General features: G+C 70.6%; 18 protein-coding genes, 4 tRNA genes, 1 other RNA gene and 1 pseudogene. 14 read left to right on the top strand and 10 right to left on the bottom strand.

The features are described from left to right. Positions 1 to 132 precede the first annotated feature (132 nt). A tRNA-Ser gene (locus ABZ532_RS10135) sits at positions 133 to 220 on the bottom strand. A gap of 73 nt (positions 221 to 293) precedes the next feature. Between ABZ532_RS10135 and ffs the strand changes: the two genes are divergently transcribed. The 6 genes from ffs to ABZ532_RS10105 all read left to right on the top strand — a co-directional run bounded on the left by ffs (position 294) and on the right by ABZ532_RS10105 (position 8,954). Further along, positions 294 to 388: signal recognition particle sRNA small type (ffs, locus tag ABZ532_RS10130), an RNA gene on the top strand. Positions 389 to 502: 114 nt separating this feature from the next. Next, a complete protein-coding gene (locus ABZ532_RS10125) occupies positions 503 to 2,764 on the top strand; it encodes a DNA polymerase III subunit gamma and tau (RefSeq protein ID WP_361280859.1) in 2,262 nt (753 codons plus the stop codon). A gap of 61 nt (positions 2,765 to 2,825) precedes the next feature. After that, positions 2,826 to 4,076, top strand: a complete 1,251-nt coding sequence (gene purD / locus ABZ532_RS10120) for a phosphoribosylamine--glycine ligase (RefSeq protein ID WP_361280858.1) — start codon at positions 2,826 to 2,828, stop codon at positions 4,074 to 4,076. A gap of 254 nt (positions 4,077 to 4,330) precedes the next feature. Then, on the top strand, positions 4,331 to 6,142 hold the full coding sequence (locus tag ABZ532_RS10115; RefSeq protein WP_361280857.1) for a hypothetical protein: 1,812 nt from the start codon (positions 4,331 to 4,333) through the stop codon (positions 6,140 to 6,142). Positions 6,143 to 6,351: 209 nt separating this feature from the next. Beyond that, positions 6,352 to 7,818 (top strand): N,N-dimethylformamidase beta subunit family domain-containing protein, encoded by a 1,467-nt coding sequence (locus tag ABZ532_RS10110; RefSeq protein WP_361280856.1) that lies wholly within the window; start codon positions 6,352 to 6,354, stop codon positions 7,816 to 7,818. A gap of 221 nt (positions 7,819 to 8,039) precedes the next feature. Next, positions 8,040 to 8,954, top strand: coding sequence for a phosphoribosylaminoimidazolesuccinocarboxamide synthase (locus tag ABZ532_RS10105; protein ID WP_361280855.1), 915 nt, complete (start codon positions 8,040 to 8,042; stop codon positions 8,952 to 8,954). A 57-nt stretch (positions 8,955 to 9,011) separates the two neighbouring features. Here the strand turns inward: ABZ532_RS10105 and ABZ532_RS10100 are convergent. The 7 genes and pseudogenes from ABZ532_RS10100 to ABZ532_RS10070 all read right to left on the bottom strand — a co-directional run bounded on the left by ABZ532_RS10100 (position 9,012) and on the right by ABZ532_RS10070 (position 11,617). Next, a tRNA-Gly gene (locus ABZ532_RS10100) sits at positions 9,012 to 9,084 on the bottom strand. Positions 9,085 to 9,106: 22 nt separating this feature from the next. After that, the gene (locus ABZ532_RS10095) at positions 9,107 to 9,340 is read right to left on the bottom strand and encodes a helix-turn-helix transcriptional regulator (RefSeq protein ID WP_361280854.1); all 234 of its coding nucleotides are present in this window, start codon (positions 9,338 to 9,340) and stop codon (positions 9,107 to 9,109) included. 88 nt (positions 9,341 to 9,428) lie between these two features. Continuing rightward, positions 9,429 to 9,701 (bottom strand): annotated as a pseudogene (locus ABZ532_RS10090) (response regulator); the annotation flags it as partial. Between the two features lie 178 nt (positions 9,702 to 9,879). Further along, positions 9,880 to 10,734 (bottom strand): ABC transporter ATP-binding protein, encoded by an 855-nt coding sequence (locus ABZ532_RS10085; protein ID WP_361280853.1) that lies wholly within the window; start codon positions 10,732 to 10,734, stop codon positions 9,880 to 9,882. 175 nt (positions 10,735 to 10,909) lie between these two features. Continuing rightward, positions 10,910 to 10,982, bottom strand: a tRNA-Gly gene (locus ABZ532_RS10080). An 80-nt stretch (positions 10,983 to 11,062) separates the two neighbouring features. Next, a tRNA-Gly gene (locus ABZ532_RS10075) sits at positions 11,063 to 11,134 on the bottom strand. A gap of 153 nt (positions 11,135 to 11,287) precedes the next feature. Continuing rightward, a complete protein-coding gene (locus tag ABZ532_RS10070; RefSeq protein ID WP_361280852.1) occupies positions 11,288 to 11,617 on the bottom strand; it encodes an Lsr2 family protein in 330 nt (109 codons plus the stop codon). 357 nt (positions 11,618 to 11,974) lie between these two features. Here ABZ532_RS10070 and purS point away from each other — a divergent pair, with 357 nt between their 5' ends. From purS to purM, 7 genes are all read left to right on the top strand, one after another. Beyond that, positions 11,975 to 12,220 carry a phosphoribosylformylglycinamidine synthase subunit PurS gene (purS, locus tag ABZ532_RS10065; RefSeq protein WP_266379892.1) on the top strand — a complete coding sequence of 82 codons (246 nt, stop codon included), beginning with the start codon at positions 11,975 to 11,977 and terminating at the stop codon, positions 12,218 to 12,220. After that, positions 12,217 to 12,897, top strand: coding sequence for a phosphoribosylformylglycinamidine synthase subunit PurQ (gene purQ, locus ABZ532_RS10060; protein WP_361280851.1), 681 nt, complete (start codon positions 12,217 to 12,219; stop codon positions 12,895 to 12,897). The genes purS and purQ overlap by 4 nt, the downstream gene beginning before the upstream one ends. Next, positions 12,894 to 15,143: a phosphoribosylformylglycinamidine synthase subunit PurL gene (purL, locus tag ABZ532_RS10055; protein WP_361280850.1), complete on the top strand. Its 2,250-nt coding sequence runs from the start codon at positions 12,894 to 12,896 to the stop codon at positions 15,141 to 15,143. Before purQ ends, purL begins: the two co-directional genes overlap by 4 nt. A 124-nt stretch (positions 15,144 to 15,267) precedes the next feature. Continuing rightward, on the top strand, positions 15,268 to 16,092 hold the full coding sequence (locus ABZ532_RS10050) for a sterol carrier family protein (RefSeq protein ID WP_361280849.1): 825 nt from the start codon (positions 15,268 to 15,270) through the stop codon (positions 16,090 to 16,092). Positions 16,093 to 16,127: 35 nt separating this feature from the next. Then, positions 16,128 to 16,955 (top strand): META domain-containing protein, encoded by an 828-nt coding sequence (locus ABZ532_RS10045; RefSeq protein ID WP_361280848.1) that lies wholly within the window; start codon positions 16,128 to 16,130, stop codon positions 16,953 to 16,955. Between the two features lie 225 nt (positions 16,956 to 17,180). Further along, positions 17,181 to 18,698 carry an amidophosphoribosyltransferase gene (gene purF / locus ABZ532_RS10040; protein WP_361280847.1) on the top strand — a complete coding sequence of 506 codons (1,518 nt, stop codon included), beginning with the start codon at positions 17,181 to 17,183 and terminating at the stop codon, positions 18,696 to 18,698. A gap of 94 nt (positions 18,699 to 18,792) precedes the next feature. Continuing rightward, positions 18,793 to 19,857, top strand: a complete 1,065-nt coding sequence (gene purM / locus ABZ532_RS10035) for a phosphoribosylformylglycinamidine cyclo-ligase (RefSeq protein WP_361280846.1) — start codon at positions 18,793 to 18,795, stop codon at positions 19,855 to 19,857. 105 nt (positions 19,858 to 19,962) lie between these two features. Here the strand turns inward: purM and ABZ532_RS10030 are convergent, their stop codons facing one another. Continuing rightward, positions 19,963 to 20,235 carry a DUF3073 domain-containing protein gene (locus ABZ532_RS10030; RefSeq protein WP_361280845.1) on the bottom strand — a complete coding sequence of 91 codons (273 nt, stop codon included), beginning with the start codon at positions 20,233 to 20,235 and terminating at the stop codon, positions 19,963 to 19,965. A 334-nt stretch (positions 20,236 to 20,569) separates the two neighbouring features. Beyond that, entirely contained in the window at positions 20,570 to 21,661 is a 1,092-nt protein-coding gene (locus ABZ532_RS10025; protein WP_361280844.1) for a Glu/Leu/Phe/Val dehydrogenase dimerization domain-containing protein, read from the bottom strand. Positions 21,662 to 21,856: 195 nt separating this feature from the next. Here ABZ532_RS10025 and ABZ532_RS10020 point away from each other — a divergent pair, with 195 nt between their 5' ends. Next, positions 21,857 to 22,702, top strand: coding sequence for a hypothetical protein (locus tag ABZ532_RS10020; RefSeq protein ID WP_361280843.1), 846 nt, complete (start codon positions 21,857 to 21,859; stop codon positions 22,700 to 22,702). Positions 22,703 to 23,112: the final 410 nt, after the last annotated feature.

The following is a 23,112-nucleotide window of genomic DNA, read 5'->3' as shown; positions in this document are numbered from 1 at the left end:
GATCGAGAAGGCGATCCGGGGAGCCCCTGCAACAGCCTTATGGACAAAGGCCAGGGCAACGGGGGTTGGGACCATGTCGAAGGGCCCCACCGCGAACGGTGGGGCCCTTCGACTTCGTGCCCGGTGAGGCACTGGCGGAGGATACGAGATTCGAACTCGTGAGGGGTTGCCCCCAACACGCTTTCCAAGCGTGCGCCCTAGGCCTCTAGGCGAATCCTCCGTCGAGAACATTACATGACGCGAAGGAGTGCTCGCGAACTCGTTCCCGACCCCTGCCATCAGGTACTCTGTGCGGAGCCCCTCACGTGGCGCTATCTGACTGAACTCCCCCAGGGCCGGAAGGCAGCAAGGGTAGGTCGGCTCTGGCGGGTGCGTGGGGGGCGTTTGCGTGTCCGGCCACGGCGGGGTCCCCGACCACGGCGGAGTGCGCGGCGTGGGTGGCGGGCGTGCGGGTTTCGTGGGGCGGGGCCGGATGTCGGTGGGCCCCGATAACCTCATAGGTGTGTCGTCCCTTGCCTTGTACCGCCGCTACCGTCCCGAGTCCTTCGCCGAGGTCATCGGGCAGGAGCATGTCACCGACCCGTTGCAGCAGGCGCTGCGCAACAACCGGGTCAATCACGCGTACCTGTTCAGCGGGCCGCGCGGGTGCGGCAAGACGACCAGTGCCCGCATCCTCGCGCGCTGTCTGAACTGCGAGCAGGGGCCCACGCCGACCCCCTGCGGGGAGTGCCAGTCGTGCCGGGACCTCGCGCGGAACGGGCCGGGGTCCATCGATGTCATCGAGATCGACGCCGCTTCGCACGGTGGTGTGGACGACGCTCGTGAGCTGCGCGAGAAGGCTTTCTTCGGACCGGCGGCCAGCCGGTACAAGATCTACATCATCGACGAGGCCCACATGGTCACGCCGGCGGGGTTCAACGCCCTGCTGAAAGTGGTCGAGGAGCCTCCGGAGCACCTCAAGTTCATCTTCGCCACCACCGAGCCCGAGAAGGTCATCGGGACCATCCGGTCCAGGACGCACCACTATCCGTTCCGCCTCGTGCCGCCCGGGACGCTCAGGGACTATCTGGGCGAGGTCTGCGGCCGTGAGGGGATTCCCGTCGAGGACGGGGTGCTGCCCCTGGTCGTGCGGGCCGGGGCGGGGTCCGTGCGTGACTCGATGTCCGTGATGGACCAGCTCCTCGCCGGTGCCGCCGACGACGGCGTGACGTATGCCATGGCGACGGCCCTGCTCGGTTATACGGACGGGGCGCTGCTGGACTCCGTCGTGGACGCGTTCGCGGCGGGGGACGGGGCCGCGGCGTTCGAGGTGGTCGACCGGGTCATCGAGGGCGGCAACGATCCGCGTAGGTTCGTCGCCGATCTGCTGGAGCGCCTGCGCGACCTGGTGATCCTCGCGGCGGTGCCGGACGCGGCCGGAAAGGGGCTCATCGACGCGCCCGCGGACGTGGTCGAACGGATGCAGGCCCAGGCCCAGGTCTTCGGTGCCGCCGAGCTCAGCAGGGCGGCGGACCTTGTCAACACGGGGCTCACCGAGATGCGCGGAGCCACCTCGCCGAGGCTTCAGCTCGAGCTGATCTGCGCCCGGGTACTGCTTCCCGCCGCCTTCGACGACGAGCGTTCGCTCCAGGCGCGGCTCGACCGGTTGGAGCGCGGCGTCTCCTTCCCCGCGGCCGGACAGGTGCCCGCAGTCGGATACGTACCGGCCACCGACGCCCATATGCCGGCCGGCCCGCACGGTCCGTCCGGTCAGGGTGGCGGCGCGGCCGCTGCGCGTGCGGCCGCTCGCGGGCCTGTCGCGGAGCCACAGACACAGCCGCAGTCGACGCCGATGCCGTCCGTGCCGGTGGCACCCGCGCCGCCTGTCGTCCCCGACCTGCCCGAAGCGGCACAGGATCAGCCCGAGCCACCCGCGCCCGAGTCCGGCGCGCCCCGGCCGGGAGCCTGGCCGGGTGGTGGCTCCGGCCAGGCGCCCGCGGCCGCGCCCTCGTCCACGGCCGCGTCCGCGCAGCGCCCCGGTGCCTGGCCATCCGCCGCCGCGCCCGGCCAGGGGCGGTCTGCCCCGGCCGAGCCGGCCCCCGCCGATCACGCTCCCGTCGCGCCCAGCCCGGTTCCGGCGAGCTCCACCGTCTCGCCGGGAGCGGCCCAAGGCGCCGCCCAGGTGCGCAACATGTGGCCCGCCATCCTGGAGGCGGTCAAGAACCGCCGCCGCTTCACCTGGATCCTGCTCAGCCAGAACGCCCAGGTCGCGGGGTTCGACGGCGCCACGCTCCAGCTCGGCTTCATCAACGCGGGGGCCCGGGACAACTTCGCGAGCAGCGGCAGCGAGGAAGTGCTCCGCCAGGCGCTGGCCGAGCAGTTCAACGTGCAGTGGAAGATCGAGGCGATCATCGATCCGTCCGGTGGTGCGGGCCCGCCACCGGGCTCAGGTCCCGGTGGGGGCGGGGGCTACGGCGGCCGTCCCGGCCCCGGCCAGCCGTCGGCGCCGTCGGCCTCCGCGGTCTCCTATGCCGCACAGCCGCCCTCCGCTCCTGCTCCAGCGCCCGCTCCTGCTCAGCCGCGCCCGGAGCAGTCGGGGCCGTCGTCCGCCCCCGAGGCACCGCGCCCCGAGGACGCCGGGCCCGTGCGCCCGCCGGCTGTGGCGCTGGAGGACGACATCCCGGAGGAGGACGATCCGGACCTCGTGGACTCCGCGCTCTCCGGGCACGATCTGATCGTCCGAGAGCTCGGTGCCACGGTCGTGGAGGAATACACAAACGAGTAAGGGTGGCCGCTTGGGTGGCCCGCACAAGGTCGACCTCGGCCCGCGGGCTACCCTGGCTGCCGTGAAGGTCCTCGTCATCGGCGGCGGCGCCCGCGAACACGCCCTGTGCCGCTCTCTCTCTCTCGACCCCGACGTCACCGCTCTGCACTGCGCGCCCGGCAATGCCGGAATCGCCGAGGTCGCCGAGCTGCATCCGGTGGACGCCCTCGACGGCGACGCCGTGGCCGCGCTCGCGACCGGCCTCGAAGCCGACCTCGTCGTCGTCGGGCCCGAGGCCCCGCTCGTGGCCGGTGTCGCCGACGCGGTGCGCGCGGCCGGTATCGCCTGCTTCGGCCCGTCCCGGGAGGCCGCCCGGATCGAGGGCTCCAAGGCGTTCGCCAAGGAGATCATGGCCGCGGCGAACGTACCCACCGCCCGCTCGTACATCTGCACCAGCCCGGAAGAGGTGGACGAGGCGCTGGACGCCTTCGGCCCCCCGTACGTGGTCAAGGACGACGGGCTGGCGGCCGGCAAGGGCGTCGTGGTGACCGAGGACGTGGCCGAGGCGCGCGAGCACGCGCTCGCCTGCGGACGGGTGGTCATCGAGGAGTACCTCGACGGCCCCGAGGTCTCCCTCTTCGCCGTCACGGACGGCGAGACCGTGCTGCCCCTCCAGCCGGCCCAGGACTTCAAGCGGGCACTCGACGACGACCAGGGGCCGAACACCGGTGGCATGGGGGCGTACTCCCCACTGCCCTGGGCCGACCCGAAGCTGGTCGAGGACGTCATGGAGAACGTGCTCCAGCCGACGGTGGACGAGATGCACCGGCGGGGCACCCCCTTCTCCGGACTGCTGTACGCGGGTCTCGCGATCACCAGCCGGGGCGTACGGGTGATCGAGTTCAACGCCCGCTTCGGTGACCCCGAGACCCAGGTGGTCCTGGCCCGCCTCAAGACCCCGCTCGCGGGCCTCCTGCTGAGCGCGGCGCGGGGCACCCTCGAGAACGAGCCACCGCTCAAGTGGCGCGACGACGCCGCCGTCACCGTGGTCGTCGCCTCGCACAACTACCCGGGTACGCCGCGCACCGGTGACCCGATCGAGGGACTGGCGGAGGTCGCCGGGCAGGACGCCCCGCACGCCTACGTGCTGCACGCCGGCACCAGGAACGACGGCGGGACGGTCGTCAGTGCCGGTGGCCGTGTGCTGTCGGTGACCGCGACCGGCGAGGATCTCGCGCAGGCCCGGGAGCGTGCCTATGAGGCAGTCGGCCGTATCCGGCTCGACGGCTCACAGCACCGTACGGACATCGCCCGCAAGGCCGCGGGGGAGTGAACCCGCGGGGCCCGCGGGTAGCGGAAGGGGAGTGAACCCACAGCTCCTTCGGCCCGTCATTCCCTTTGCCCAAGGCCATTCCATCGAGTGATGGCTCGGCCATCCGGATGACGGCTGCCGCAGCCCCAACTAGGGTGCGGCGCAGGCGTTCCGGCACTTGGCCCACCGGCATTGCGATGTCGGTGGTGGGTGCCACAGTGGGGTCGTGACCTACACCGCCGCAGGGCTGAGGGGCAGAGGGGGTGAGTCCGGCCGTGTCCGGAACCGGTATCGGTGAGGAGGCGGGCGCGCAGGTCGCCCGTTCCCGGGCCCTTGCTGTGCTGCGCGTCCGCAGCAGGGCACTGGCCCTGGCGCTGCTGCCAGCGGCAGCCGCCGTCGTGCTGCTGGCCGGGGAGGCCACGGGCACCATCGGGGGCGGCAGCGGCTGGGATGCCGCGCGCTGGGCGGTCACGTCGGCCGCGGTCGTGGTGCTGCTGTTCGCGGCGGCCGTGGCGCTGGTGATCGCCCGGGCGAGACCGGCCGTCAGCCCCACGGTGGAGCTGTCCCAGGGGTCGGCCCCCGATCTGTACCGGCTGGTGGAGGAGCTCGCCGACCGGCTGGACGTTCCCGTGCCGTCCGCGATAGCCCTCACGCCCGACTGCGACAGCTGGCTCGAGGACCGGACCCACCCCGCGACCCGGCCGAAATCCCCGACGGCGCCGGGTCAGGGCCACGGCACGGGCGCGGGCACGTTCGTGTCGCAGGCGATATCGGGCGGCGCCCAGCGCACCTCCACCCCGCCCGTGCTGGTGATCGGCTCGCCCTTCCTGTGGTGGATGCGGGTCGCCGAGCTGAGGGCCGTGCTGGCCCCTGTTGTCGCGGGCACGGGGCCGTCCGCCCACCCCGACATAGCCGCGGCCCGCCGCTTCATCCGTGGCCTCGACGCCGCCGTCGGGGCCGCTGCCCGGCCGGGACTCGGTCTGGTCCGCGGGCCCGCGCTCGGCCTCGCGGGCCGCATCGCACGGGTTCTGCTGCGCGGCTGCCGGGTGCACGCCGCCGAGATGGAACGCGCGGTCGCCGCGGCGGCGTCCGCGCGTGCACAGACTGTGGACTACGGTCTGCGAATCGTGGCTCAGGAGCAGGTCGGCCTCGCCTACGCGGGCTGGGACCGGCTGCTGACGCGGGTGGCACTGCCCGCCTGGCGGATGGGGCGCTGGCCGTCCCGGCTCGACGCCGGGGTGGTCTCCGCGCTGACCGAGCTGTCCCGCCGCGACCGGCTGGCCGAGGGCTTCACCTCCCGGCTGGGCGAACGTCCCGCCTGCGATCTGCTGGAGGAGCCGGGCGCCGTCGACGAGGCCGCGTCCCTGCTCGCCGCGCGGCTCTTCCACGGGTGCCCGGGCGAAGGCGGAGCCGACTGGGCGCCGGTGGACTGGCAGGCGTATCCGGAAGAGGTCGTGGATCGCAAGTGGCGTACGGAAGCGGCCAGGCTCCACCGTGTCCTGGACGCCATGGGCGTACGGCCCGCCGCCGCGCCCGCGGGGCCGAACCTCGCCCGGGTGATGGACTACCTCTGCGCCGCAGGGCCGTCCACTGCGGATCCGTCCGCGGGCGGCCCGGTCGCGTCCACGGAGCCAGAGGCGGACTCCGGCCACGGCAGCGCACTCGCGGCCGGGATCAGTGCGGCAGTCGCCCGTGAGGAGGCCGCACGCGAGCGGACCGCGGGGGCCACCGGATCAGCGAGCCCGCCCGGATGCACGGCCACCGGCACCGAGGCGCTGGGCGGCGACACCCCGCACGTCTGGGTCACGGAACCCCTGCCGCTCTTCCCGCTCCAGCCGCCGCGCACCGCCCGTGAACTGCTCGCGGACCACGTCATCGCCATGGTCTGCTGCGCGGCCGTCGACACCGCCGGCGCCGCTCCTGGACTCGACTGGCTCGACGGCCCCGCCCTCCTCGTCGGCGGTGTGCGCAGCGCGGACCTGGGCGGCCGGGTGCTCAGCCTGGTCGAGGACGGTGACCCAGAGCCGCTGCGCGACTGGTTCACGAAGGTGGGGGTCCGCCCGGAGAAGCCCATCCGGCTCGTGTGACGACGCGGAGGCGGCGGTGTGGCGGTGCAGCCGGGGCCGCCGGACGGCACAGCCAGGAATGGCGCATTCCGTTCACGTAAATTCGCGACGAACGGTGACGGAGTGCGTGCGTTATGTGATGTGCTGGGGAATGGCGCCGCCTGAAGCAGTGAAGCCAGGGTGACGGCCCGTGCAATCCATCAGAACAGTGGTCGGAAGAGGGGTGTGACATGGGGGCGGAGCAGATCCGGCGCTGGGAGTCAGGCGCCCTCGCACATGCCGTCTCCGATCCCTTCGGACAGGGCCCGCTGCCCTGGCTGCGGGGCAGTGAGCAGTACTTCGACGACACCGGCCAGGTCGTCCCCTGGTACGCGGACCCCGACCCGGGCCGGGGAGGCGGCACCCGGGGCCGTCCCCGCACCGCCGATGACGTGCGCCGCCAGATCAAGGGCTTCGCTTCCAGCGGAGCGGTCGCCCCTGGTGAGGCCATCGACTTCCATGTGACCGTCAACCCGCCGCAGCAGTTCTCCGTCGACGTCTACCGCATCGGCCACTACGGCGGCGACGGCGCATCCAAGATCACCACGAGTCCGAGGCTCTCCGGCATCGTCCAGCCGGCACCGCTCACCGCCGAACGCACGGTCTCCTGCCACCACTGGTGGCTCTCCTGGCGCCTCCAGGTCCCTTCGTACTGGTCGATCGGGGCGTACGTGGCCGTGCTCACCACCGCGGACGGCTACCGCTCCCACATCCCCTTCACCGTGCGGGACGACCATCCGGCCGATCTGCTCCTGCTGCTCCCCGACGTCACCTGGCAGGCGTACAACCTCTATCCGGAAGACGGCAGGACCGGCGCCAGCCTCTACCACGCCTGGGACGAACACGGCCGGCTCCTTGGCGAGGAGGACGCCGCGACCACCGTGTCCTTCGACCGCCCCTACGCGGGCGCCGGCCTGCCCCTCCATGTCGGGCACGCCTACGACTTCATCCGCTGGGCCGAGCGCTACGGCTACCACCTGGCTTACGCCGACACCCGCGACCTGCACGCGGGCCGGGTCGATCCCGCCCGCTACCGGGGCCTGGTGTTCCCCGGCCATGACGAGTACTGGTCGGCGCCCATGCGCCGCACCGTCGAGTCCGCCCGTGACCACGGCACGTCCCTGGTGTTCCTCTCCGCCAACACCATGTACTGGCAGGTCGAGCTGGGCCCGTCCGCCTCGGGCGTCCCCGACCGCCTGCTCACCTGCCGCAAGCGTCGCGGTCCAGGCCGACCCGCCCTCTGGCGCGAGGCCGGGCGTGCGGAGCAGCAACTCCTCGGCATCCAGTACGCCGGCCGAGTCCCCGAACCGCACCCCCTGGTGGTGCGCAACGCGGAGCACTGGCTGTGGGAGGCCACCGGAGCGGGCGAAGGCGACGAGATCACCGGTCTGGTCGCGGGCGAGGCCGACCGCTACTTCCCCCGCACCGCGCTCCCCGAGCACCAGGGCCGCATGCTGCTGGCCCACTCCCCCTACCAGGACGGGGAGGGTGTCATCAGGCACCAGGAGACCTCCCTCTACCGCGCCCCTTCCGGAGCCTGGGTCTTCGCCTCGGGGACCTTCGCCTGGTCCCCGGCGCTCGACCGGCCAGGGCATGTGGATTCCCGGGTCCAGCGCGCGACCGCCAACCTGCTCGACCGGATCTGCAAGCGGGACTGACGCACCACCACGCCGGAACCCGCGGTCCCGACGCCGGAATCCGAGGCAAGGCCAGGTCGCGTGACCGGGAGGCGTTCATCGGGTTCCGCGGTGGGGGCCCCTCGCGAGCCGGATCGAGCACACCGCGGCGGTGCGGCGCTGACCTGCGTGCCCTGGCTGCACCCGGCCGGGCCGGGTGGGAGACAATCGGGAGGCCTTGGATATAACCACGCGGAGGAACCGTGTCCGGATTCGTAGAAAAGCCCGAGCCGCTTCAGGTCCCGGGGCTGACGCACCTCCACACGGGCAAGGTGCGTGATCTGTACCGCACCGAGGGCGGTGAGCTCGTGATGGTCGCGAGCGACCGGATGTCCGCGTACGACTGGGTTCTGCCGACCGAGATCCCCGACAAGGGCCGGGTCCTCACCCAGCTGTCGCTGTGGTGGTTCGAGCGCCTTGAGGACCTCGTCCCCCACCACGTGCTCTCCACCGACCTCCCGGCCGGGGCGCCCGCCGACTGGGAGGGGCGCACCCTCGTGTGCAAGGCCCTGGACATGGTCCCGGTCGAGTGTGTGGCCCGGGGCTATCTCACCGGATCCGGTCTGGTCGAGTACAACGCCACCCGCACCGTCTGCGGTCTCGGCCTCCCCGAGGGGCTCGTGGACGGCTCGGAGCTGCCCGCCCCGATCTTCACCCCCGCCACCAAGGCCGCCGTCGGCGACCACGACGAGAACGTCTCGTACGAGGAGGTCGCCCACCAGGTCGGCGCGGAGACCGCCGCGCTGCTGCGCCGGCAGACCCTCGCGGTGTACGGGCGCGCCAGGGATATCGCGCGCGAGCGGGGGATCATCCTCGCGGACACCAAGTTCGAGTTCGGCTTCGCCACCGCGGACGGGGCCGAGCCGGAACTGGTCATCGCCGACGAGGTGCTGACCCCGGACTCCTCGCGGTTCTGGCCCGCCGACTCCTGGCAGCCGGGCCGGGCCCAGCCGTCGTACGACAAGCAGTACGTGCGGGACTGGCTCACGTCGCCCGCCTCCGGCTGGGACCGCAAGAGCGAGCAGCCCCCGCCCCCGCTGCCGCAGGAGGTCGTGGACGCGACCCGGGCCAAGTACGTGGAGGCATACGAGCTGCTGACCGGCATCCGCTGGTCATAGGTCTCGCCCCGGGGGCACGACAAAGCCCCCGGCCGAAGGGCCGGGGGCTTTGACTTGAGCGGACGACGAGGCTCGAACTCGCGACCTCAACCTTGGCAAGGTTGCGCTCTACCAACTGAGCTACGTCCGCATGCGCCGTGGCGCGGAAGCCACTATACCCAACCTGGCTGCCGTGCGAGACGCACGGCGGTGTGCCGGTTGCCGGCGCCCAGTTTCGAGGCCACCGAGGACAGATAGTCGCGTACCGTCCCGGGGGACAGCGCGGCTCGTGCGGCGATCCCCGCGATGGGCGCACCGTCGGCGGCGAGCTCCAGGACCTCGGCCTCGCGGGCCGTCAGGGGCGAGTCCCCCGCGTAGATGGCGTCGGCGGCCAATTCCGGGTCCACGTAGCGGTTTCCGGGCCCGGACGGTACGGATGATCTCCGCGAGCCGCTGGGCACTGACGGCCTTGGGGACGAAGCCGCGCACCCCCGCTGCCAGAGCGCGCTTCAGATGCCCCGGGCGGCCATGACTGGTGACGATCATGGTCTGGCATCCGGGCAGCGCGGTCCGCGGCTCTGTGGCCACCGTCACACCGCCGGCGCCGGGCATCTGGAGATCCGGCACCGCGACATCGGGCCGGTGCGCCCGGGCCATGGCGAGAGCCTCCGGGCCGGAGGCCGCCTCCGCCACGACGACAGGTCTTCCTCGAGGGCGAGCAGGGCGGCGAGGGCACCGGATGAGGTGCTCGTCGTCGGCGAGCAGCACCCGGACACGGTCCTTGCTCACGGTTGTCCTCCTGTTCCGGCTGTCCCGGCTGTTCCGGCCGATTCCGGGTGTTCGTACCTTCCCGGGGGTCAGCGGTACCGTGCGGTGGGACGCTGCTTCGCCCGTGTCCGATCGCGCGATGTACAGGAAGGCTTCCTCCAGGGTGGCCGAGCGGGCGTCAAGCCCTTCCAGGGCCACCCCGGAATCGGCGGCCCAGCTCGAGCAGTTCACCGAGGGACTGCCGGAGCCGGTGCGTCCGGATCTCGATGCGCTGCCCTTCGGCCGCGGCGTGCAGCGTGAGCGGCGGCCTTCCCGGCGGGACGTCGCCGGGAAGCAGGAAGGGGATACGGGCCGGGCGTGAGGCCGAGACCGCTGCCGGTGTGCCGGTGGCGACGATCCGGCCCCGGTGCATGATCGCGAGCCGGTCGGCGAGCGCTTCCGCCTCCTCCATGTAGTGCGTGGTCAGCAGCACGGTGGTGCCCGTGTCCCGCAGCTCCCGCACCAACCGCCAGGTGTCCCGGCGGCCTTCCGCGTCGAGCCCGGTCGTTGGCTCGTCGAGGAAGAGCACCTCGGGCCGTCCGAGCAGGGACAGTGCCAGATCGAGACGCCGGCGCTCGCCACCGGAGAGCTGCTTGACCCGGATGCCGGACCGGTGGCCGAGGCCCACGAGTTCAAGAGACTCCCCGGAAGGGCGAGCCCCGCTGGTGCAGCCCTCACACAGGCGCACGGTCTCGCTGACCGTCAGGTCGGAGGGGAAACCGCCCTCCTGGAGCATCACCCCGGTCCTGGGCCGTACGGCGGCGCGCTCACGGTACGGGTCATGGCCGAGCACCCGCACGGTGCCGCCGCTCGGCGCGGCGAGTCCCTCGAGCAGCTCGACGGTGGACGTCTTGCCCGCGGCGTTCGTGCCGAGCAGCGCGAACAACGCACCCCGTGCCACGGAGAAGGTGATTCCGCTCACGGCCTCGAACCCACCGGCGTAGCTACGGCGCAGCTCACCGGCCTCGATGACAAACCCCTCGGTCGTTGCCATATTCCAAGGCTTCCGCCCGAGCGGGTCGGCCGGCAGTGCGCGCTGCCATCGGGGCAAATGACAAATGTCAGCACTGGCGGCGCGTTCGCCCGGACAGTTCCTGCGGATGGAAGCGCGGGGTGAAGTGCGCACACGACAAAGGCCCCGGTCTGATGACCGGGGCCTTTGCCACCTGAGCGGACGACGAGATTCGAACTCGCGACCCTCACCTTGGCAAGGTGATGCTCTACCAACTGAGCCACGTCCGCAGTGCTCCCGCTTCGGCTTTCACCGGGCGGTGCGTCCACCACTGTACCCGATCCACCGGAGTGGCCGTTACGTGGTGCAGAGCGGGTGACAGGAATTGCACACTGCGCCTTCCCTCTGGAAGAGGGCTGTTCTACTACTGAACTACACCCGCACGCTCCGGGAGGTTTGGCCTCTGGGCCTCGCCTCTCGACGTGTTCCAGACTCTAGCCCACCTGCGGGGGTGCCGTGCAACTCGGTTCGCGGCGGGTGCCGTTCGGTCGCCGGTCGGGAGTGTTCCCGACTGGGTCCGCCGGCCGCGGCGTGCTCAGCTCGCCTGGCGGAACGCCTCGTACACCCGCTTGGGGATCCGGCCGCGGGCCGGTACCTCCATCTTGTTGGACTGGGCCCAGGCGCGGACGGCCGCGGGGTCCGGCTCCAGAGTGGTGTGCCGGTATTCCTGGCGCGCCTTGCCCGGATACTTCGCCGCCTTGCGTCCAGCAGCCATGTACGGTGCGAGGGCCTTGCGTAGTTTCTTTGCATTGGCGGGATTGAGGTCGATCTCGTATGACTTCCCGTCCAGGCCGAACTTGACCGTTTCCGCTGCTTCTCCGCCGTCGATGTCGTCGGAGAGAGTGACTACTACACGCTGAGCCACGGATATAGGTCCTTTCGTGCGGTTTCGCTGCCGCCTGACCGGATGGTCCGGCCTGTTGGCCGGACCGGGCCGGTGCTGACGTGCGGCGATACCGAAGTTTCCGGCTGCGGCGGGGGTGATGCTGCTTTCCGCTGTATTCCTTTGTACAGCCGCCGGTGTCGCATTGTGAAGCCCTGACAATTGCTTCAGCGTGTCATCCACAATGGGGCCAACCCGTTTTCCTTCGGATTTCCTGCCGGACTTCTCTGCGCCTTCTCTGTGCCTTCCTCGCGTTTTCTCTGCATATCTATGCGCGTAGATTTTCGGGGCGGGTACGCTGAGGGAACCGCCTTCAGCACCACACCACCGGGAGTGCCAGTGGCACGCGTCGTAGTCGACGTCATGCTCAAGCCGGAGATCCTCGACCCGCAGGGCCAGGCTGTGCAGCGTGCACTGCCCCGCCTGGGCTTCGAGGGGATCGCGGACGTCCGTCAGGGGAAGCGTTTCGAGCTCGAGGTGGAGGGGCCGGTCGATGACGCCGCCCTCGCCCGTATCCACGAGATGGCCGAAACGTTCCTCGCCAACACCGTCATCGAGGACTTCGTCGTAAAGGTCGAGTCGTGACCGTTCGTATCGGAGTCGTCACCTTCCCCGGCACGCTCGACGACCAGGACGCACTGCGCGCCGTCCGCCTCGCGGGCGCGGAGCCCGTGTCGCTGTGGCATCGCGACAAGGACCTCAAGCAGGTCGACGCGGTCGTCCTCGCGGGCGGCTTCTCCTACGGGGACTATCTGCGCGCGGGCGCCATCTCCCGGTTCTCGCCGGTGATGGAGTCCCTCATCGACGGGGCGAAGGCCGGGCTGCCGGTCCTCGGTATCTGCAACGGCTTCCAGATCCTCACCGAGGCCCATCTGCTGCCGGGCGCGATGCTGCGGAACAACCATCTCCACTTCATCTGCCGCGACCAGAAGCTGCGCGTGGAGAACGCGGAGACCGCCTGGACCGCCGACTACGAGCAGGGCCAGGAGATCTCCGTCCCGCTGAAGAACATGGACGGCCGGTACGTCGCCGACGAGCGCACGCTCGACGAGCTGGAGGCCGAGGGCCGGGTCGCGTTCCGCTACCTGGACCGGAACCCGAACGGCTCGCTGCGCGACATCGCGGGCATCACCAACGCCGCGGGCAACGTCGTCGGTCTGATGCCGCACCCCGAGCACGCCGTGGAGCCGCTGATCGGCACCGGCGGCACGGACGGCCTCGGTTTCTTCACTTCGATCATCAAGAAGCTGGTTGCCGCATGACCCTCGACACCGTCAAGCACGCCGCCGAGACGCCCGAGACCGAGCAGCCCTGGAAGGAGCTAGGCCTCAAGGAGGACGAGTACACGCGGATCCGCGAGATCCTCGGCCGCCGCCCGACCGGCGCCGAGCTGGCGATGTACTCCGTGATGTGGTCCGAGCACTGCTCGTACAAGAGCAGCAAGGTCCATCTGCGCCAGTTCGGCGACAAGGCGCCCGAGAACGACGCCCTGCTCGTCGGCATCGGCGAGAACGCGGGCGTCGTGGACGTCGGTCAGGGATACGCGGTCACCTTCAAGGTCGAGTCGCACAACCACCCCAGCTATATCGAGCCCTACCAGGGCGCGGCCACCGGCGTCGGCGGCATCGTCCGCGACATCCTCGCCATGGGTGCCCGGCCCGTGGCCGTGATGGACCCGCTGCGTTTCGGCTCCGCCCTCCACACCGACACCAAGCGCGTCCTGCCGGGTGTCGTCGCGGGCATCGGCGGCTACGGCAACTGCCTGGGCCTGCCGAACATCGGCGGCGAGGTCGTATTCGACCCCTGCTACCAGGGAAACCCGCTGGTCAACGCCCTGTGCGTGGGTGTGATGAAGCACGAGGACATCCACCTTGCGAAGGCCTCCGGAGCGGGCAACAAGGTGATCCTCTACGGCGCCCGCACCGGCGGCGACGGCATCGGCGGCGTGTCCGTGCTCGCCTCCGAGACCTTCGACGACACGAAGCCGGCCAAGCGCCCCGCCGTCCAGGTGGGCGACCCCTTCCAGGAGAAGCTCCTCATCGAGTGCACCCTGGAAGTCTTCAAGGAGAAGCTGGTCGCCGGTATTCAGGACCTCGGCGGCGCGGGCCTGTCCTGCGCCACCTCCGAGCTGGCGAGCGCCGGTTCGGGCGGTATGCGGGTCGAGCTCGACACCGTGCCGCTGCGTGACGCGACCCTCTCGCCCGAGGAGATCCTCATGAGCGAGTCGCAGGAGCGTATGTGCGCGATCGTGGAGCCGCGGTACGTCGACCGCTTCATGGAGATCTGTGAGAAGTGGGATGTCATCGCCACCGTGATCGGTGAGGTGACCGACGGCGAGCGGCTCGAGATCTTCTGGCACGGCGAGCAGATCGTGGACGTGCCGCCGCGCACGGTCGCCCACGAGGGCCCGGTGTACGAGCGTCCGTACGCCCGCCCCGACTGGCAGGACGACCTCCAGGCCGACGACGCGGGCAGGCTGCCGCGCCCGGCCGGCGGCGAGGAGCTGCGTGAGCAGGTCCTGAGTCTCGTCTCGTCCCCGAACCAGGCCTCGAAGTCCTGGATCACGGACCAGTACGACCGCTTCGTGCAGGGCAACACCGTGCTCTCCCAGCCCGAGGACTCCGGCATGGTGCGGATCGACCCGGACACCAACCTCGGTGTCGCGGTCGCGACGGACGGCAACGGCCGGTACGCGAAGCTCGACCCGTACGCGGGCGCGCAGCTCGCGCTGGCCGAGGCGTACCGCAATGTCGCCGCGACCGGCGCCAAGCCGCTGGCGGTCTCGGACTGCCTGAACTTCGGCTCGCCCGAGGACCCGGCCGTGATGTGGCAGTTCGCCGAGGCCACCCGGGGGCTCGCGGACGCCTGCCAGACCCTCGGCACCCCGGTGACCGGTGGCAATGTCTCGCTCTACAACCAGACGGGCGAGACGGCGATCCACCCGACGCCGGTCGTGGCGGTGCTGGGCGTGATCGACGACGTGACGCGCCGTACGCCGATGGCGTTCGCCGAGGAGGGTCAGCTGCTCTACCTGCTGGGTGACACCCGCGAGGAGTTCGGCGGTTCAGCCTGGTCGCAGGTGGTCCACGGTCATCTCGGCGGACTGCCGCCCAAGGTCGACCTGGAGCGGGAGCGGCTGCTGGCCGAGATCCTGATCTCGGCGTCCCGTGACGGCATGGTCGACGCGGCGCACGACCTGTCCGACGGCGGTCTGATCCAGGCGGTCACCGAGTCCTGCCTGCGCGGCGGTACGGGTGCGCGGCTGATCGTGCCCGACGGGCTCGACGCGTTCACGTTCCTCTTCAGCGAGTCGGCGGGCCGTGCGGTCGTCTCCGTCCCACGCAGCGAGGAGCTCCGCTTCACGGACATGTGCGGGGCGCGAGGTCTGCCCGCGACCCGGATCGGCGTGGTCGACGGGGAGGCGGTGGAGGTGCAGGGCGAGTTCGGCATTCCGCTGAGCGAGCTGCGCACGGCGCACGAGGAGACCATTCCGGGTCTGTTCGCCTGAGCACGAGTACGAGGGCTCTCACCGGGACGAGGTCCTGGTGAGAGCCCTCATATGCCGCGACGACCGTTCTGTGGCGTATCCCCGCGCCGAGTTGGGCCGAGCCGGGTTGGGCTAGCCTCACGCCATGCCACCGGCCAGGAGACGCACCCGCAGCTACGACCACGCCAAGATCCGCGCCGCGGTGCTCGCGCAGCTCGGTCATGTAAGGCAGGCGGTGGTGACGCTCTCCCCCGAGGAGCTGGCGGCGCCGACCAGGCTCGGGACCTGGACCGTGCGCGACCTCGCCGTGCATATCGCGCTGGCCACCGGAGCGGTGGCGGGTGCCGCCGCCCTCCCGGAGCCGCCGAAGCAGGACTTCGCCCTGCTCGACTGGCCGATGCGCACGGTCGAACAGGCGGCGGCGATCGACGAGAGCACCCGCGAGACCGCTTCCGCGCTCGAGAGCACCGCCCTCCCGGGCACCACCGCCGAGGCCATCGGCGAGCTGTACGACCGGACCGCCAGGGCTCTCTCGGACACCCTCGAGGTCAACACCGACGACCGGCCGATCGCCACGCGGCGGGGTGCGATGCGGCTCGGCGACCACCTGGTCACGCGTGCCGTGGAACTGATCGTCCACACCGATGACCTGAACGCCGCGACCGGCCGTGACATCCCCCTCGAACGGCAGGCCCTCGCCGCCTGCGTACGGCTCCTCGCGGACACGCTCGCCGTGAAGGCCCCGGGCGGCTCGGTCGAGGTGCGGATCCCGCCGTACACGGTGGTGCAGTGTGTCGAGGGCCCCCGGCACACCAGGGGGACGCCGCCCAATGTGGTCGAGACCGACCCGCTCACCTGGATCCGGCTGGCGACGGGCCGTACCGGCTGGGACGAGGCGCTCGCCGCCGCCCGGGTGACCGCCAGCGGGGAACGTGCCGACATTTCCGGGCTGCTGCCCCTTCTTGCCTGAGGGAACCGCTGTCACAGCTGTACCGTCGGACCGACATGCGAACCAAGCTGATCGTTCCCGGTACGGCCGTGCTGACCCTGACCGCCGTCCTCACGCTGACCGCCTGCGGTACTGAGCAGGGGCCGGGCAGCGCAGGCGCATCCGACGTGCGGCCCGCGGCGTCCTTCACCGGTGTGCACTGGTCCGTCGACAGCGTGACCGTTGACGGCAAGAAGACGGCCGCCCCCGAAGGCGCTCATGTCCTGATCGGCACCAAGGGCCGCGCCGAGGGCAACTTCGGCTGCAACCACTTCGGCGCCGATGCCACCGTCGACGGCGAAACCGTCACCGTCGGTCAGGCAGAGCGGACCGAGATGGGCTGTGCCAAGGACGTCGACGCCTTCGAGCGCACCATGAGCGAGACGTTCTCTGGTGAGCTCAAGGCGAAGCGCTCGGACCGGACTCTCACCCTGACCACGGAGAAGGGCGACACCATCGCCCTGACCGAGCAGCAGCCCGCCCCTCTCGTGGGCACCAAGTGGACCGTCACCTCCCTGCTCACGGGCGACCGGGCCGCCTCACTGCCGGCTGGTACGGAGAAGCGGGCGTACCTCGTGCTCGGCAAGGACGGTTCGGTGCGGGGCAGTCTCGGCTGCAACACCTTCAGCGGCACGGCGAAGGTGTCGGCGTCCGGATCCACGATCACCTTCGGCAGGCTCGCCACCACGCGCAGGATGTGCGCGCCGCCGCAGATGACCCTGGAAGGCGAGCTCGGCAAGGTGCTCCAGGGAACGGTCTCGTACGAGCTCGACCACCGGAGCCTGAGCCTCACCGGCACCACCGGTGAGGGCAGCGGCAAGGGAGTCTCCGCGACAGCGCCCTGACGATCCGGCCGGCGATCGCTTCGCGGCCACCTGGGCCCGGCTGACGGCCCGCCGGAGGAGTACGGCGAGTGACATGCGGCACGCCGCGACTCCCGCAAACGCCCCCCGTAGGACCGCCCAAAGGCTCTATTGAGCGGCTTTCGTGCGAATCTACGAGTACCGGGCAGGCCTATGTGCCCCGTACCCAATTCGGACCGGTGGTCGATCTCGCCTACACTCGGTGCCGTGCCACGTGGTGACGGACGACTCAACCACGACCTGCTCCCCGGCGAGAAGGGCCCCCAGGACGCATGCGGCGTCTTCGGTGTCTGGGCTCCGGGTGAAGAGGTCGCTAAGCTCTCGTACTTCGGGCTCTACGCCCTCCAGCACCGGGGCCAGGAATCCGCGGGTATCGCGGTCAGCAACGGCTCCCAGATCCTCGTCTTCAAGGACATGGGCCTCGTGTCCCAGGTCTTCGACGAGACCTCCCTCGGCTCCCTCAGGGGGCATATCGCGGTCGGACACGCCCGCTACTCGACCACCGGCGCGTCCGTGTGGGAGAACGCGCAGCCGACCTTCCGGGCCACCGCGAACGGCTCCATCGCGCTCGGTCACAACGGCAATCTGGTCAACACGGCGCAGCTCGCCGAGATGGTCGCGGACCTGCCCCGCAGGGACGGCCGTGCCACCCAGGTCGCCGCTACCAACGACACCGACCTCGTCACCGCGCTGCTCGCCGGGCAGACCGACGACAAGGGCGAGCCGCTCACCGTCGAGCAGGCAGCCGCGAAGGTGCTCCCGGAGGTCCGGGGTGCCTTCTCCCTCGTCTTCATGGACGAGCACACCCTCTACGCCGCCCGCGACCCGCAGGGCATCCGCCCGCTCGTCCTGGGCCGTCTCGAGCGCGGCTGGGTGGTCGCGTCCGAGACCGCGGCCCTCGACATCTGCGGTGCGAGCTTCGTCCGCGAGATCGAGCCGGGCGAGATGATCGCGATCGACGAGCAGGGCCTCCGCACCTCGCGATTCGCGGAAGCGAAGCCCAAGGGCTGTGTCTTCGAGTACGTCTACCTGGCCCGCCCCGACACCGAGATCGCCGGGCGCAACGTCTATCTGTCCCGGGTCGAGATGGGCCGCCGCCTGGCCAAGGAGGCGCCCGCCGACGCCGACCTGGTGATAGCGACGCCCGAGTCCGGCACCCCGGCCGCCATCGGTTACGCCGAGGCCTCCGGGATCCCCTACGGCGCGGGTCTCGTGAAGAACGCCTACGTCGGCCGGACCTTCATCCAGCCGTCCCAGACCATCCGCCAGCTCGGCATCCGCCTCAAGCTGAACCCGCTCAAGGAGGTCATCCAGGGCAAGCGCCTGGTGGTCGTGGACGACTCGATCGTCCGCGGCAACACCCAGCGCGCGCTGGTCCGGATGCTCCGCGAGGCCGGCGCGGCCGAGGTGCATGTGCGGATCTCCTCGCCGCCCGTCAAGTGGCCCTGCTTCTTCGGCATCGACTTCGCGACACGCGCCGAGCTCATCGCCAACGGGATGACCATCGACGAGATCGGTGCCTCGCTCGGCGCCGACTCGCTGTCGTACATCTCCCTCGACGGCATGATCGAGGCGACCACGATCGACAAGCCGAACCTCTGCCGTGCCTGCTTCGACGGCGAGTACCCGATGGAGCTGCCCGACCCCGAACTCCTCGGCAAGCAGCTTCTGGAGACCGAGCTGGCGGGCGGCGCCGACGCCGCCGACGCCCTGCGCCGTCCCTGAAGGCCCCTTGGCCCTCAGGGCGCTGACGTCCCCGACCAGGCCGGCCCCACGCGGGCTCACCAGGCATCCCCATCCAACCGAAAGATCCCAGGCAATGTCTGAGACAGGTGCTTCCTACGCCGCCGCGGGCGTCGACATCGAGGCCGGTGACCGCGCCGTCGATCTGATGAAGGAGTGGGTCAGGAAGGCCCGGCGCCCCGAGGTGCTCGGTGGCATCGGCGGCTTCGCCGGCCTCTTCGACGCCTCCGCCCTCAAGCGCTACGAGCGCCCGCTGCTGGCTTCCGCCACCGACGGCGTCGGCACCAAGGTCGATCTGGCCCGCCAGATGGGTGTCTACGACAGCATCGGCCATGACCTGGTCGCCATGGTGATGGACGACATCGTCGTCTGCGGCGCCGAGCCGCTGTTCATGACCGACTACATCTGCGTCGGCAAGGTCCACCCCGAGCGCGTGGCCGCGATCGTCAAGGGCATCGCCGAGGGCTGTGTCCTCGCCGGCTGCGCGCTGGTCGGCGGCGAGACCGCCGAGCACCCCGGTCTGCTCGGGCCCGACGACTTCGATGTCGCCGGCGCGGGCACGGGTGTCGTCGAGGCGGACCGGCTGCTGGGAGCGGATCGTATCCGTACGGGGGACGCGGTGATCGCCATGGCATCCTCCGGCCTTCACTCGAACGGGTACTCGCTCGTCCGGCACGTGGTCTTCGACCGGGCGGGCTGGACGCTCGACCGGGAGGTACCGGAGTTCGGCCGCACCCTCGGCGAAGAGCTGCTCGAGCCCACCAAGATCTACTCCCTGGACTGCCTGGCGTTGGCGCGTACCACCGAGGTGCACGCCTTCAGCCACATCACGGGCGGCGGTCTCGCGGCCAATCTGGCCCGGGTGGTCCCGGACGGCCTGCACGCGGTCGTCGACCGGTCGACCTGGGCGCCCGCCCCGGTCTTCGGGCTGGTCGGCAGCGCGGGTCAGGTCGAGCGGCTTGAACTGGAGAAGACGCTGAACATGGGCGTCGGCATGATCGCCATCGTGCCCGGGGAATCGGTCGACGTGGCGCTGACGACCCTCGCCGACCGCGGCGTGGACGCCTGGGTCGCCGGCACGGTCACGGAGCGCGGTGAGCACACCACGGGCGCCGCACTGGTGGGCGACTACGCGAGCTGACGACGCCGGTCACGCGGCTGCGTGACCGGCCCGAACGGCGTGAAAGCGCGAACAGCACGGAAACCCGGTCCGGGGACGAGCCCCGGACCGGGTTTCCGTGTGAGGTCAAGCGCCGCGGCGCTGCGATGAGGGACCGGACTCGTCCTCGTCCTCGTCTTCGTCATCGTCGTCGTCGTACAGCTCCGCGTAGCGGGCGTACGGGTCGTCGTCTTCCTCGTCATCCTCGAACGGCTCACCGTTCGGCGGCTGGCTCGAAATCGGACTCGAAGTCGATGCGCCCAGCTCGTTGGCCAGACGCGACAGGTCAGTCCCGCCGCTGTTGTACTTCAGCTGGCGGGCGACCTTCGTCTGCTTGGCCTTGGCCCGGCCGCGCCCCATGGCTCGACCCCCTCGGTGACGGGGCTCGACGGCCCCAGAGTCTTGACACGCGTTCATGATTCGGAACGGGCTCTCCTCAGAGAGACCGGTCCGTAGAGCTTCAACGGTACCTGCTTCCGCGGCCATACGGTACGCCGCCCGCATGACGCGCCAACTCGCAGAACCCGCGAGACGCCCCGTACTCGCTGGTCAACAGTGATTTTAACCCGTTCTCGGCGGTCGACCCGCCGACCGGCGTGAGTCTTCTCTCGCCGGTCGGCGGCGACCGTGCGGGCGGCTGCCCCCGCGATCGTTCCGCGAGGTGTCAACCGCTCGGCGCGAGCCGGACGCAGCGCTACGCGCGGCGCGCCTCCGCCATCCGCTGCTCGGCGATCCGGTCGGCCGCCGCGGCCGGCGGAATACCGTCTGCCTTCGCACGTGCGAATATCGCCAGTGTGGTGTCGAAGATCTTGGCGGCCTTGGTCTTGCAGCGGTCGAAGTCGAAGCCGTGCAGCTCGTCGGCGACCTGGATCACGCCGCCGGCGTTCACCACGTAGTCGGGGGCGTAGAGGATGTGGCGGTCGGCCAGATCCTTCTCGACACCCGGGTGCGCGAGCTGGTTGTTGGCCGCGCCGCACACCACCGTCGCCGTGAGCACGGGCACGGTCTCGTCGTTCAGCGCCCCGCCGAGCGCGCACGGGGCGTAGATGTCCAGGCCCTCGGTACGGATCAGGGCGTCGGTGTCCTTGACCACCGTGACCTGCGGGAACATCTCGGTGATCCGGCGCAGCGACTCGTCCCGCACATCGGTGACGACGACGTCGGCGCCGTCCTGGACCAGATGTCCGACCAGATAGTGGCCGACCTTGCCGACGCCCGCGACGCCCACCTTGCGCCCCCGCAGGGTCGGGTCGCCCCACTGGTGCTGCGCGGAGGCGCGCATGCCCTGGAAGACGCCGTACGCGGTGAGGACGGAGGAGTCGCCGGCGCCGCCGTTCTCCGGGGAGCGGCCGGTGGTCCACTGGTTCGTCCGGGCCACGACGTCCATGTCGGCGACATACGTGCCGACGTCGCAGGCCGTGACGTAGCGGCCGCCGAGCGAGGCGACGAAGCGCCCGTACGCGAGGAGCAGCTCCTCGGTCTTGATCCGCTCGGGGTCGCCTATGATCACGGCCTTGCCGCCACCGTGGTCGAGACCGGCCATGGCGTTCTTGTACGACATCCCGCGCGAGAGGTTCAGCGCGTCGGCGACGGCCTCGTCCTCGCTGGCGTAGGGGTAGAAGCGCGTACCGCCGAGGGCGGGGCCCAGGGCGGTCGAGTGGATGGCGATAACGGCCTTCAGGCCACTGGCACGGTCCTGGCACAGCACGACTTGCTCGTGGCCGCCCTGGTCCGACCGGAACAGGGTGTGCAGTACGTCGACAGGGGCGCCGGTTACATCGGTCACGGTGGTGACTCCCAAGTACGAAGCGGCGATGGTGGGCCCTTCCCTGGCCGCCCCCTGTGCTTGTGGCCGGGGATGGGTGGGGGAGGGACCGGTTGGGCAAGAGAGTAAGTCCTACGGGTGCGTAGATCCGACCCAGTGCCGAGGATCACCCTCTCCCGGAGTACGTCCGTGTACGAGCGTGGAAGGATCTGCGACATGCCGGCCGTCACCTCTGTGCTCGTCCCGTACGCCGCCTACCTGCGGGTGTACGAGCCCCTGGCGGCGTTCCCCGAGCCCGAACGGGGCCACTGGGCGCGCTACACCCGCAGCGGCCGTACCCCCACAGCCCAGGACGAACTGCGACGCTCGCTCGCCGACTTGCTGCCCACCCCGCCCGTGCCGGTTCCGGTGCACGAGAGCCCCGACGCCTTTGTGACGGAGGTGGACGGGGTGGTCTGCGTCTGCCCCTGGCGGACCCGGCTGCGGGGCTGGCTGGCACTGATGGAGCTGCCGGAGATGTTCCCCGCGCCGGTGCTGGACGCCGTCATGCCGCCGGTGCTCCGCGGTCAGGCCACCGCGGACTACGAGGCTTGGCGCGAGGGCCATCCCGACGCACGGCCGTGGATCAGGACGGCGGTGTGGCAGGTGCCGGTGCGCTGGTTCTCCCTGTTCGCGGACGAGGAGCGGGAGTACGAGCCGGGCGAGGCGTCGGGCGAGCCGCCGGTGATGCGCTACCGGACGCCGATGGTGCAGGCGCGCCGCAGGCTCGCGCGCGCCCTGAAGACCCTGAGGGAGACAGTCGACGAGGGCCCGCTCACGGAGGGGCTGGTGGATGTGGGGCGGTGGTTGGAAGAGTTCCACCCGCGCTCCCTGGTCGAGCTCGACTACGGCGGGCTCGTCCACGCCCTGTCCCCGGAGCAGCTCGCCGGTGATCGTTCGGCGGCGGATGTCGCCGAGGGGATCGCCGCGCTGCGGGCCGGAGACGATGAGGGCGCGGAGGTGGCGTACGGCCGGCTCTCGGAGCGGTGGAGGGCGGTCCGGGATCGTCAGTTCGCGAACTGACGCCCCGGCGGCCCCCTATAGCCGTGCAAAACCACAGATGCGGGCACCTATCAGAACTTCCGGGGCAAGCGGTGCAAACGCTCCAAGGGTGTGAAGACCCGCAAGAGCGGCAAGACTCACAAGACCGGCAAGACTCGCAAGGTTCCCAAGACCGCCAAGGGTGCCAAGACTGCCAAGGGTGACGGACAGCACTAAGTCGTCCCTTGCGTCCATCACCCACCCTCGTGCCAAAATAGGACAAGGAGTCCGGGGAGGGTTCCTTCCATCCGTAAAAGGATGGATTTCTCTGCATTGCACGCTATGGGGGGTCTGATGACTCCTGATCGCTCTGTGACTGATCGTCACTGTGACGTGACTGTCCGTTATGCCATGGTCCATCGGCTTCCGCCGCTGATGAACACCTGAGAGGG

The organism is Streptomyces sp. NPDC019396 (assembly GCF_040632375.1).
Taxonomy (GTDB): domain Bacteria; phylum Actinomycetota; class Actinomycetes; order Streptomycetales; family Streptomycetaceae; genus Streptomyces.
The sequence above is the reverse complement of the archived record's forward strand: the minus strand, read 5'-3'. Positions and strand labels throughout refer to the sequence as shown.